At 32.4% G+C, this 12,425-nt stretch carries 11 protein-coding genes and 1 tRNA gene; 9 read left to right on the top strand and 3 right to left on the bottom strand.

What is annotated here, in order from left to right; translation table 11 throughout:
- Positions 1 to 119: 119 nt before the first annotated feature.
- The 3 genes from Q0516_RS08955 to Q0516_RS08965 all read left to right on the top strand — a co-directional run bounded on the left by Q0516_RS08955 (position 120) and on the right by Q0516_RS08965 (position 3,272).
- Positions 120 to 920, top strand: coding sequence for a hypothetical protein (locus tag Q0516_RS08955; RefSeq protein ID WP_294468760.1), 801 nt, complete (start codon positions 120 to 122; stop codon positions 918 to 920).
- A 618-nt stretch (positions 921 to 1,538) separates the two neighbouring features.
- Complete coding sequence (locus tag Q0516_RS08960) at positions 1,539 to 3,101, top strand: Ig-like domain-containing protein (protein WP_294468762.1); 1,563 nt, start codon at positions 1,539 to 1,541, stop codon at positions 3,099 to 3,101.
- A 95-nt stretch (positions 3,102 to 3,196) separates the two neighbouring features.
- Positions 3,197 to 3,272: transfer RNA gene (locus tag Q0516_RS08965), tRNA-Lys, on the top strand.
- A gap of 377 nt (positions 3,273 to 3,649) precedes the next feature.
- Here Q0516_RS08965 and Q0516_RS08970 read toward each other — a convergent pair.
- Together Q0516_RS08970 and Q0516_RS08975 are read right to left on the bottom strand one after the other, a co-directional pair.
- Positions 3,650 to 4,264 carry a YHYH domain-containing protein gene (locus Q0516_RS08970; RefSeq protein WP_294468766.1) on the bottom strand — a complete coding sequence of 205 codons (615 nt, stop codon included), beginning with the start codon at positions 4,262 to 4,264 and terminating at the stop codon, positions 3,650 to 3,652.
- A gap of 268 nt (positions 4,265 to 4,532) precedes the next feature.
- Positions 4,533 to 4,898 (bottom strand): hypothetical protein, encoded by a 366-nt coding sequence (locus Q0516_RS08975; protein ID WP_294468767.1) that lies wholly within the window; start codon positions 4,896 to 4,898, stop codon positions 4,533 to 4,535.
- A 404-nt stretch (positions 4,899 to 5,302) separates the two neighbouring features.
- On the opposite strand from Q0516_RS08975, the gene Q0516_RS08980 reads away from it, so the two are divergent.
- The 3 genes from Q0516_RS08980 to Q0516_RS08990 all read left to right on the top strand — a co-directional run bounded on the left by Q0516_RS08980 (position 5,303) and on the right by Q0516_RS08990 (position 6,569).
- Positions 5,303 to 5,611 carry a GIY-YIG nuclease family protein gene (locus Q0516_RS08980; RefSeq protein WP_294468768.1) on the top strand — a complete coding sequence of 103 codons (309 nt, stop codon included), beginning with the start codon at positions 5,303 to 5,305 and terminating at the stop codon, positions 5,609 to 5,611.
- A 235-nt stretch (positions 5,612 to 5,846) separates the two neighbouring features.
- The gene (locus tag Q0516_RS08985) at positions 5,847 to 6,332 is read left to right on the top strand and encodes a hypothetical protein (RefSeq protein WP_294468770.1); all 486 of its coding nucleotides are present in this window, start codon (positions 5,847 to 5,849) and stop codon (positions 6,330 to 6,332) included.
- Between the two features lie 66 nt (positions 6,333 to 6,398).
- On the top strand, positions 6,399 to 6,569 hold the full coding sequence (locus Q0516_RS08990) for a hypothetical protein (protein ID WP_007048987.1): 171 nt from the start codon (positions 6,399 to 6,401) through the stop codon (positions 6,567 to 6,569).
- A 413-nt stretch (positions 6,570 to 6,982) separates the two neighbouring features.
- Here Q0516_RS08990 and Q0516_RS08995 read toward each other — a convergent pair whose 3' ends face one another.
- A complete protein-coding gene (locus Q0516_RS08995) occupies positions 6,983 to 7,588 on the bottom strand; it encodes a 3'-5' exonuclease (protein WP_294468775.1) in 606 nt (201 codons plus the stop codon).
- 892 nt (positions 7,589 to 8,480) lie between these two features.
- Between Q0516_RS08995 and Q0516_RS09000 the strand changes: the two genes are divergently transcribed.
- The 3 genes from Q0516_RS09000 (at position 8,481) to Q0516_RS09010 (ending at position 12,331) form a co-directional block, all read left to right on the top strand.
- Positions 8,481 to 9,617, top strand: coding sequence for a hypothetical protein (locus tag Q0516_RS09000; protein ID WP_294468776.1), 1,137 nt, complete (start codon positions 8,481 to 8,483; stop codon positions 9,615 to 9,617).
- Between the two features lie 635 nt (positions 9,618 to 10,252).
- Complete coding sequence (locus Q0516_RS09005) at positions 10,253 to 11,140, top strand: YihY/virulence factor BrkB family protein (RefSeq protein WP_294468778.1); 888 nt, start codon at positions 10,253 to 10,255, stop codon at positions 11,138 to 11,140.
- Positions 11,141 to 11,770: 630 nt separating this feature from the next.
- Positions 11,771 to 12,331: an SGNH/GDSL hydrolase family protein gene (locus Q0516_RS09010; protein WP_294468779.1), complete on the top strand. Its 561-nt coding sequence runs from the start codon at positions 11,771 to 11,773 to the stop codon at positions 12,329 to 12,331.
- Positions 12,332 to 12,425 lie beyond the last annotated feature (94 nt).

Genomic DNA, 12,425 nt, shown 5'->3' on the forward strand with positions numbered 1-12,425 from the left:
TTATTCTTTATATTATTATCTTTGACGTTTTTGCCTAGGGGGTACTTGCATTTTTTCATAGGGGTATAGGCAATTTTGCATAGGGGGGTGATTTTCCTTGTACATCCGGCAGTTTATTGATGTCAAATATACCTCAGGCGGGAATTTTACTTTTTCCCGTGACTATGTACATCTCGACTGTACTAACCCTCGGGCTTTATAAAATATTCATAAAGTCTGATGAAGAAGAGGAATATTCTGTTTCTGATTTGTTTTCTTTCCTCAAAAAACCTAAAGAATGTCTTAGGGTATGGCTGTTCCAAATGATTTACGGAGTTTCTGTTTTTTTGATATTCTTTATTTTGTTTTTTATCTTGTGCGGGAGCAGTTTTATTTCATTATATAATATAGGTGCATATTCGTATTACAACAATGCATATCTTAATTCAGTGATGATGTCGACGATATCAAAGATGATTTTGACTATTATTATTACGATGCTGTTTTCTGCCGCTTTTGGGATATTCCCAACCATGGCTTGTGCGCTGGCAGGAAAAGATAATGATTTTTTAAATGAAAATTTCACTGCAAATGTATTCAGCTGGGGTTTCAAGAATATGAAGTATTATATCGGATTATGCTTGATTTTCTTCCTTATGATTACCGGGATTGGTATGAGTATATTTGCCGTTTTAATGTTTTTGGGGTTATTGATAAAGGATATGTCTCTTCTTCTGGGTATCTTCCTCATAACGTTGTTAATATTTTTTATGGCGGTTATCATATATATTTCGATATTTTATAATCTCTGTTTGACCGTTTTATTCAACTGTATATTCAATAAAAAATTAAAACCTGAGGGTAATGGTGTGATATATGAAGACGCATACCAAATAAGTGTTATGGATAATATTGATAACGATAGTGATAAGACGAATTAAGCCGTCTCAGACCTGTTTACTTTTAATTAAGTATAATAAATATAATTCATCAAAATAAACCCCATAATGAACATATGGGGTTTATAAAATTAATGTACATTCACAAAAGAGAGGGATACGGATATTATATAGGTATAAATATCGGTTGAAATGCGGTAAAAATAAAAAAAATTTCGAAGAAATATTTATTGTCTTGATTTTTAATAAAAAATATAAAAAAATCTAAGAATATATTTGATAGAAATAAAATCAAAAATAGACCTGATATCATAAAAAAATCGACATTGTCAAAATCTTTGAAGGACTTTTTATAAAAGAGGTTCAAAGGGGCAGGGGATTTTTATTATATTTCCCGTCTGATATTTATATGATTTAAAGCATAAGATTTAAGTAAAGAAAAAAACATATAATAAAATAGTATAAAATCCGACAAAATTATACAAAAAACACCCCCTGATTTTATAAAAAACGGGGGGTAAAATTTGACAAGGATATCAAAATTTTATATAATGGCAAAACATATCTTTAAAAGATTAAGAAAAAATTAAGAATTCCATGCGGGATTTTTAAGAATTTTAAGAGGGAAATTTTTATTAAGCGAACTGAGGGGTTTTAATAATGAGAATTGTAAATTTGAAAAAACAATGTATTTGCATGCTGATAACTATGACTTTATGCCTAAGCTTTATTTGTAGTGCAAATAACACAATCCTGGCCGCCGAGAAGCAGGATAAGTCTTTGATAATGGTCTCGGAGAATGAAGCAACAATCAAACATAACGAAAATGATAGGGAAGTCGACACGGATAAAGGTAGAGAGGATAAAAACTCTAAAACCGATAAAAGTGCGCTTCCTATTTTAGTGTCTTCCATAAAAGTAGACGATACTTCAAAAAGCGTTTACGAAGGGGAAAGCTTTAAACTTGACCTAAGTGTAAGTCCGAAGAGTGCCGAGAGTTTGGATGTGATAAAATGGAGCAGTTCCGACAGTAAAGTCGCAGCAGTAGACCAAAACGGAAAGGTGAGTGCTAAGAATATCAATACCAAAGATATGATAAAAAAGGGTATTACTTACAAAGATGCGATAATAACCGCATATAGTAATAACGGAGTAAAGGCGAGCTGTAAGGTAAGAGTAAAAGTCAAGCTTAAAGGTATAGAGCTTAAACCAAGTATAAAACAGTACAGCAAAGACCATGTAGTGCTTCAGACAAATAAAAACAAGTCGACTGCATTGAAGGTATCTTTTTCTCCAAGCAACGCATATAACAAGGGTTATAAATTAAATTATTCAAAGAAAAGTTTTTCTGTAAAGAAGACCGGAACTAACACTTACAAGGTAACGGCGAAGAGTACAAAGAAACCATATTCCATATATTTCAGCGTTTCTTCGGCTCAAAGCGGCAAAATAAGCGATAAAAAGAAGGTAAGTGCGTATAAAGTCGCAACTTCCATAAAAGTTTCAAATAAAAAGCGTATAAAAGCTTCTGTAAGGAAGCATAATATAAACGTTGGAAGGACGCTTTCTCTTAAGGCGAGCTCTTATCCAAAGAGTGCAAACAACAAATCCGTAACGTGGAAGAGTTCCAATCCCAAAATTGCCACAGTAAATTCAAAAGGTGTGGTAAAGGGAAAGAAAAAGGGGACCGTTAAGATAACCGCTTACGCGAAGTACAATAAGAGTGCAAAGAAGACTTTTACGGTAAAAGTACACACTCCCGTCAAGATGTCCTGGCCCGTAGGTAAAAGTGCGGGAAAGAAGAGATATAACGTTGAAAGTCTCTACGGCGGAAGCAGAGGGCATAAAGGCGTGGATATAATCGTAGGTGTAAAGAGTATATATCCCGCGGCAAAGGGAAAGATAGTCAAAGTCGCAAGGAACGGCGGCTGGGGAAAATATATAGTTATAAAACATCCCGGCGGCGGAAAGACTTTATACTCTCATATGAGTAAGTTTTCCAAAAATGCAAAGGTAGGAAAGAAAGTTTCCACAAAGACTTATCTCGGTAAATCGGGCAGAACAGGAAGAGCCACATGTTCACATCTTCATTTCGAGATAATGAACAGGAAAGGAAAGTCCTTCAGTGCAATAAAGAAAGTTTCAGGCAAAGACAATCATAATGCACCTTTTAAGAAAAAAGGGAGTAAATATGTATACGACCCGGATTTCATTTGGCAGTAAGAAAAAGAGTGAAAAAAATTAAAAAAAAATGAAAAAAGGTATTGACATAATTTGGTTGTTTTAGTATACTAATTAAGCTGTCAGAGACAGTGAATGACCCAGTAGCTCAGTTGGCAGAGCACTTGACTTTTAATCAAGGTGTCCGGAGTTCGAATCTCCGCTGGGTCACCATGTATGAAATTATACGTCTTTCGTTAGAAAGACGTTTTTTTTATGCTAAAAGCAAAAAAAATGAACGAAGTAAATAATTTCATAGAGGGAAAATCCGAAGGATTATTTTACGAATTGTCAGTAAATGACGAGTTGAAAATAAAAATAAAACTAAACGAAGTTTAGGAATTCATATGAGCGGAAAATAACGAAGTTGTTTTTGCGAATGGTCAATTAGTTTGTAAAAGAAAAGTATCATAACAGGTTTATCCTGAAAGAATAAAAAATGAACGAAGTGAATAATTTCATAGAGGGGAAATTTTGAGGATTGTTTTAGGTAAGGTTGGTATTTATAATATAAGAATAATAAAATAAAAAAAGAAGATCAAATCTTCTTTTTAAATACTCATTGAATAAAGTAAAATATTGTAGATTATGAATAAAACTATAATAATGATTTTTTTATTTTTGTTTTTAAATAATTTTAAAGATATCAAACCTAAAATTACTATTAGAATGGTGCTTGCAAAAATAGAAGTGAGTATTGAATCGTTTATGGTGTTTATTTTTTCTGTAAGTTCATTGTTATTTTCCTTTAAATTTATGTTTTCATAGGATAGCTTTTCATTATTTTCTTTAAAGCTTTTCAGTTCCTCTGCTTTTTCTTTTTCATTATCTATTATGGTCTTTTTTAATTTTTCGTTTTGTTGCTTGAGTTTTAAGTTTTTGTTTTCCAAATTGTTTGTTTTTGTTTTATATTTTTTTATAGTTTCATTTTTTTCTGAAATCTTATTTGTATAATAGCTTGATGTATATCCGCCGCTTGTGCTGTTTGACGAACTATTGCTTGACGATGAAGAACCTGTTCCTCTATGGTAGTGATATTCACCTGTTTTTCTGTTGTAATGTCCTCCGTTACTGTCCAGCCTTCCCGGATGCGCGTAAACATTTGTGCAGATGATCAATAACATAGCCGCTAAAATGAATGTTACTTTTTTCTTCCCTTTGTACATGATATTAAATTTCCCCTTGTTTGTATTTACGATATATTGGATATATCTTGTTAAATTTAGTATAGATAATGAGATTTGTTAATTCAAGGAAGATATAAGGCTACTTAGGAGAATTATATAAGAATTTGTAATATAACATGGAAATATTATATAAATAATAAGATAATGTTTATATAGTAGAAAAAAGAAAAGCCAGATATAAATTAATAAAGCTATGATTTAATTAAAAAAACACCATATGGTGTTTTTTTAATTATTCAATATTAACTTATTCACTCTTTCCATTCTTCTTTTGTTTAAAGATGAAGAATACGAATATGATCCCAAATAGGATAGAAAGTCCTGCCCATATGTTTAAGTCTGTGTAGCTTCCGGATGTTGTAAGTCCTATTATACCCGCAAGTATGTAAAATACTGCACATACCATGCTTCCTCCGGCTTTTTCGTTGTTTCTTGTAGCTATTGCCACTATTCCGGAAACGAGCATAGCTATGGCAAGTATAAGACCTGAAGTACCGCTTACTTCTCCGTTGTCAGCCATGGCATTCCCAAGTCCCGCTACACAGGACTGCATTGCAATGAATAGAAACAATACTATAGATATTATCCCGATGACAAGCTTTGATGTTTTCATTTGATTTCTCCTTTAATGATATTATATTGTCTATATATATTTTATCTCAGGAATAATAAAAAGTAAATATAAAAGTAGTATAATGTAATACAAATTTGTTATTTTGTCGGTAATGTTTAAATGTATATTCGGGCATTTTTTTGTCTTTATTTTTGTAGTTGATTTTATGATAGTACGATGAATTTCGGTATTTCCTTTATAATTTATTTGATAAGGATAGAGTAAATTTAATAAATTAAGTGTCAATAATGTTAATAAAGATATTTATGATTTAATTTGATTTTTAAATATGCGTAAATTAAATTGGAGCTTTTATTTTATACTTTGTATAGTGTTTAACCATAACCATTTACACCACCAAAAAAACATGCTAATATATCCTAAACCGCAATAAGGGAGAAACGATGTACTACATATACATGCTCAGATGTGAGGACAATTCAATATACACTGGGATAACCACCGATATCGAGAAGAGGATGACTGAACATTTCACAAGGAATGAAAAGTGTGCAAAGTATACTATGACACACCATGCAAAGAAGCTTGAGAGGTATTTTACCGCTGAAAACAGAAAGAGTGCGTCTAAACTCGAGTATCATATAAAAAGGCTTAAAAAAGCGGATAAGGAAGCGCTTATAAAGGAGCCGAAGATGATAGGGGCGCTGTTAGGGGATAAGGTGGACGCAGAGGATTATTTTGTAGGGAAATAAATTTTTTGTTATCGTAATTTCATAAGTTTTATGACTTGAATGATTTTAAACACTTATTATATTATATGTAAACTTTATAACCCATATTTGTTTAATATGATAAAATCTCTTATATAATATTTTAAATTTTACAGATATATCCTATTTTTTCCTATTAAAAAAAGAAAAACCAAATAATTGAATAATCTTTTTAAAAAGACAAAAAATAACACTAATTAAATGCGGGAGTGTTGTTTTGGAAGAAATATTTTTAAAATTAAAGGGAAAACACATAAAGATTTATTCTTTTACTGACAGGAGTATTTCTCTTGGGGATATACTTGAAAAATGCGGCGGGGAAGTCATAGAGGAAAGCGGGAACGTTTATAAAAGCGTTGTTTTTCTCGATAAGATAAACAGAAAAGACAAGATTTTTAATCTTAAGAAGGCTCTTAATTCTTCCGACCTTATATTGATAAACTCGTCGAGAAATATGGGCATAGACCAAATGAACATCGAATCCATAAGCTACGGCATAGACGAAAAGTCAACTATCACTCTTTCAAGTATCAGCGATATCGAAGACGAAGAGCCCATAATCTGTATTCAGAGGAGTTTTAATTCTCTCTTTGGGAATGAATATGAGCCTATGGAAATAAAGGTGGATAACGTGTTCGGAATAAAGGACCTTGAAACATATGTCGGAGTTATGTCGATTAAGATAGTATTAGAACTTGATTAAATGTTTGAGTTTTTATTTTTCATGTTGTATAATTAATAGTATAAAGTTGTAAGAGAGGACGAACGTATGGAAAATAACAATACAAGTAAAATTATTTTAGCATCTATAGTGGGTTCTGTAATGATAGTGGGAGCCCTTGGAACATATTTGTATGCGAAGGATAGAATTAACAAAAAGAAACTTGGCGGAAAACTTATTAAGGTGGATTATAATTATTCAAAGGAATTTGATGATTAGTATATCCTAAAACGAACATATAGGGATATATCCCTTAAACTTAAAAGACCCCAGGAGGAAACTCCAAGGGCTTTTTTTGTATAAAACTTTACTTTATTCATATCAAAGACTTTTATTTGTTTTCCAAATAATATTTTTCATCGTGCAAATGCCGTTATGTTCCTTATTTGGAAAGGAATTTATTATATGTTTTTATAACTTGTTATTAAAATTAAGTATCGTTTGTTTAGATACTTAATTTTTATGTATGGTCACATATTGTTTTAAATAAACAGTCATAACTTCTAAACTAAAAATAAAATCTTTATATAATTGTTGAAGCAGTTTCTTCAATGATTTATAAATGTCGTAAAATTAAATTCCATGTATGTGAAATTTGGGGTAGGGTGCGGGGAAAACCCCGCAGAATAAAACTATAGATTAAATATCATCTTATAAACACTCACATCTCCGTACTGAGCTATGATAGTTTCTCTGTACTTTTCAAAGCAGTGATGTGCGTCTATACAGTCCGAAACCGCTCTGTGCTGCTGGTCTACTTTTATTCCAAGTTTCTTCAGTACCGTTTCCAGCTTGTGGTTTTCAAATTCAGGGCTTAACTTTCTTGCTATTTTAAGCAGATCCACATAGTCGTTGCTTAGGTAAAAATCGCTGTGGCGTTCGTAGTTGTCATATAAAAAATTTATATCGAAGTTTACATTATGACCAAGGAGTATCTCCCCGTCGATAAATTCATTGAACTTAGGTATAACATCTTCTATTTCGGGAGCCCCTTCTATCATTACTTCGTCTATTCCCGTAAGCTTCCTTATTTCGGGGCTTATTATTTCTTTCTTCGGACTTACGAATGAAGAGAATTCATCGGTTATTTTTCTGCCTCGTACCTTTACCGCTCCGACTTCTATTATCTCGTTTTCGTCGGGATTAAGCCCGGTAGTTTCTATATCTATTACAGTGTAGTCTTCGGGGAAATCAAACATATCTTTACCCTTGTATTTTCTATATTTAAAATCCATCATGATCATCATCTCCTTCCTTGTGATATATCCTTAATTAAATTATAATCATTTTAATTTAAAAGTCGATGCTTTGCGACAAAATACTACAAAATTAATGCTTGTTTATTCGTTTTCGTGTTTTAATTATTTTTTGATTTGGTACCTTCTCATATGGTCGGTATGCTTTAAATCATTGACTTGATTGAACTTAATTGATTAGAAAAATTTATGATTAAATAAAAATAGAAGCTTTTCAAAATCATAACAACAATATTTATTACTATATATCGTATATATGTTTTAATTGAGACTTAGCTGAAAGCGGGAAAGTATATCTTTATGGTTTATATTTGTAAAAACACATTATAATGAATAATTTTATTTTTAATAGAACCGCTTTATATAAAATCTTTATAATATTAATTTCTATTTGTTCCTAAAATCCATACTTTACATCATATCAAAATGTCTATATCATATCGGGGCAGGGGCAGTATTATTTTTATATCATTGATGATGAATTGAAAAAGTATTTATTTTCCAGAAGTGATTTAAATCTGTTATCTGTAAATATTTATTAAATAAAAAATCTTGTTGTGATTGGTTCTATAATGTCCGCAATTATCAGACCTCATATCAAATTTTATTTTATTCTTTACCTTTCTAAAACTAATAATAAAACGTATTTATATTGTTTTTTATACTTTAAAAATATATCTTTATTTATGTTTGGGTTCATAGATTATTTATATGATTTTATTGTTAAGTATAGTAATTATCATATTTCGGTTTGCTTTTATATACACATGTCTCTTTATATAAATAATAAAATAACGGATTTATCTTGTTTAAAATGATAACTCATACACAAAAAATATATATTCCCCATAAGATAGTGTGGGAGGATAAATAAATGGATAGTTTTTATATTGAAGGAATAATATCTTTCTTGGAAATCCTGGTATTGGCTCTTATTTTTTCGAGTATAGTAATGTTTGCCACGGAATTTACCAAGAACATATTTAAAAAAATTAACATAAGTTCATGGATATTCGTTGTGATATCTTTGATTATAAGTGCGGTAGTCTGTATGGGGCTTATTAAGACCTTTATGGATGGTATACTTAGTACCGGTGAGGGGATATGGCTTACATTTCTTACTTGGCTTGGAAGCAACGGGATGTTTCGTTTCCTTGAAAATAACAATACCTTTCTCGGCAAACTGGTAAAAAGCTTCAGTTTATATTACTTGGAGGAAATTGAAAAGCAGGCAGGGATTTCATCAGGTCTGTCTGATGAGGATGATGAAGGCGTTGAAAATGGTCAAGAAGACAGTGAAGATGAAGTAAACTACGATGACGATAATGATACAGATAATGATTTAGATGAAACCGACGAAGGTGATGAAGATGATACTGACATGATTGATAATGAATACGAAGCAGGGGACACCGATAAGTCAGAGGAAAATATAACAAATGAGCGGATAGGAGAGGCAAAGGATAATATAGAAGACATTGAAAGTGATATAGATGAAAATATCGGTGATGATCTTGCTTATGAAAGCAAGGCTCCCTTTGAAGTGGGAACTATCAACGATGAGGATTTTGTTTACGTATGCGAACTAAGGCGAAAGGAAGCAGAATACCCTACGGATACATCGGATATGTTTGTAAATGATAATGAAAATAATGATAGTAATGAACTCTACGATGCAGAGGGTAATGACGGCACACAAAATAATATTTTTGAAGGTTCAAATATAGATGATATTGCAGGTAATGAAATTATCGACGGTGCAGGGCAAGAAGCCGACGTCATAAAAACTCCCGAAGATAAAATGATTGAGCTGATAATGAATGAAGTCAGTCAGAAGAGTGGTTTAAATGACGGGCACATTGAACCGAACGAAGAGATATTATCTCAGTTCAGTGTGACGTATGACGACGATATAATAAACGAAAACGCTCCTGTTCAAAAGGGTGACCTCGTCTTTAACCCGACGACTCAGGCGGAAGCTATGGAAAATAGGGATCTTAGGTATGAATAAAGGCATTAGGGGCGCTGCCCCTTATACCCCGCCATTTTTTGCTTGTCCAAAAAATGGACAAAACGACCCCGCTGGGCGCGGTGCCTAAGAGCTTCGCTAAAAGGGATATTAAACTTACTTCAGTAAGTCACCCGCAAATCACCTAAAAGATTTATTACCTTAAATATAATATAAAACTTTTTAAGCTAAGGGGATTGTAAGAGGCTTATACAAAAAAAGTAAATAGCTGCAAGTAAAATACAATTTTTGAAACGAACGCTATTCAAACCCCTTTTAAGTAAGCTTAACCTACTAATCTTCCTCTAATATATCTTTCATCATCAATGCTTCTATCCTAAATCTAACTGCATAATAATGTATGCAGTTTGCAATATGGTGTTCTTTATAGTTATGCCCTACTACCCTTTATAAGTGCTATATCCCTAAGTCCCCTGCCCCTTTTACCCAAAGAAACAAAAATAACTCACAAATATTCCTAAATCAAATCTGCGAACCCGATGAGTAGATTTTAGTCAGGTGGGAAGAAAAACTTCACAGGAAGTTCAAATGACATCACCCCTTTATTATTTCTAATTTTATGTTTAATAATAAGTATATTTGGTGTAAAATATAATAAATAATAAAAGGGGTAAAAAATGAACTTATATCAATTTTTAAAGGACATCAAATCAAGCCTTGACAAACTAAGTGAAGATTTTATTTATACATTCGCTGCACAGTCGGCTTTCTTTATGATGTTCTCATTCGTCCCTTTGATAATGATAATCGTCTTACTGGTTCAGTACCTTCCCTTGACACAGGAAGAACTCATAAGTATATCGATACACATATTCCCTCAGGCTCTGTCGGGTTTCATCACCGACTTATTCAAGGGGTTATATATAAACTACTCGGGGACAGTACTCCTCGTTACATTTTTGACGCTTTTATGGTCTGCTTCAAAGGGGATTTATTCCATATCCAAAGGACTTAACACTATATATAAGACAAAGGATGAAAGGAATTATATTCAAATAAGAGGAGTTTCTCTTCTTTACACAATCAGCTTCGGTCTTATCTTCCTTGCAGTTATAATCCTGTTGATATTTGGGATAAATATAGCTAAATTCCTGCAAAGCGAACTGTTTTTCATAGGAAATCTGCATATAAATTACAGTTATCTGGGAGGATTTTTCTTACTCCTTGCGATATTTCTTATAACATTCTGCGTGCTTCCCAAAAGAAAATGCCATATTTTAAAAGAACTTCCCGGAGCGATTTTTTCTTCTGCCGGCTGGATAATATTCTCATGGCTTTACTCTTTATATATAACAAAAGTCGGAGCAAACTCGCTTATTTACGGCTCCCTAAGTGCTGTTATACTATTCATGCTTTGGCTGTACATCTGCATGTATATAATCTTCCTCGGAGGAGAGCTTAATGTAGTGCTTCAAACCTATGACATTAAGGGAATAGTAAAAAGCTGGTTTAGTAAGCCAAAGAAAAAAGCGACTTTGAAGGATTATTTTAAACTGCTCTTTTAATAAACATATATAAGGGACTCCGTCCCTTAATAACCCTGCCAATATTTTTTCGAAGATAAAAATATTGGATAAAAATCTTTCACTCAGTCGCCGTGACGGCTTTTAACGCTTCTTGATTTCCTAAGAAATGCTACCCGCATTTCTTGGAAAAGAAGCTATCCCACCCATTTATATAAAAGTCTTATCTTTAATTAAAGCTAATAAATCTTTTAGGTAATATACGGATGAATTATTTTAGTAAGTTTAATATCCCTTTTGCCGAAGGCTTAGGCACCGCGCCCAGCGGGGTCGTTTTATCCATATTGTGACTGACCAAAAACTCCAAAGGAGTTTTGAAAATCTTAACTAAAGTGAAGATTTCACTGAGCAAAGCTCAGAGGTCAACATGAGCGAATGCCATTTATGAGCATTTGCGAATGGTTTCTATGTGCATGAGCAAATCTTGCCTTTGGCAAATTTGCTACACAGCATAACTTCGAAATCATATTATCGTATATGTAACCACACCTAAATTTTGTTACACAAAATTTAGTAAGCCTTCTTATGAAGTCTTTCGATAGTCAAAAAATGGTAGGGTTTGAGGGGGTTAAACCCATTAAATGTGTGTTTCTAGAAAAGAAAGGAATTTTTATGAAAATAATATGCATCGGAGACAGCCTGACAAACGGGAATATAGGTTATACTTACAGGAATTATTTAAATGAAAAATATGAAACCATAAACAAAGGTATCGACGGAGATACGACTGAGGGAGTAGCTTTCAGACTAAAAAGATGTCTAAGTGATAAAAGATATCAAGATATAAATACATATATTTTATTCGTTGGGATAAATGATTTGATCTTTTCATTCTCGGGATTTTCTTCATTCGATGAAGAAATATACAAAAAAAGTCAAAAGGATTTTAAAAATCTTTACGAAAGCATGCTTATTGATTTAAAAAATAATGATAAAAAAGTGATTACGGTTGGTCTTCCATACGTTGAATTTCCCGATTTCAATCAAAACCTTATAGTCTCGAGAAATGATATTATAAAAAATTCAGCAAATGCATTCGGTTTTTCATATATAGATATATACTACCTTCAAAAAGAAGAAGCAAAAAAAGGAACTAAACTCACTTTGGACGGAGTTCATTTTGCAGAGATTTCCGCAAAGCTTTTGGCGGATTCAATAATTGAAAAGCTTTAAGGGGCTCTGCCCCTTACAAACCCTGCGAATATTTTTCCAAAGCAAAAAATATTCGATAAAATGCTTTCACTCATTCGCCGTGATGGCTCTCAAC

It is taken from the genome of uncultured Anaerofustis sp. (assembly GCF_938029165.1).
Lineage (GTDB): Bacteria > Bacillota > Clostridia > Eubacteriales > Anaerofustaceae > Anaerofustis.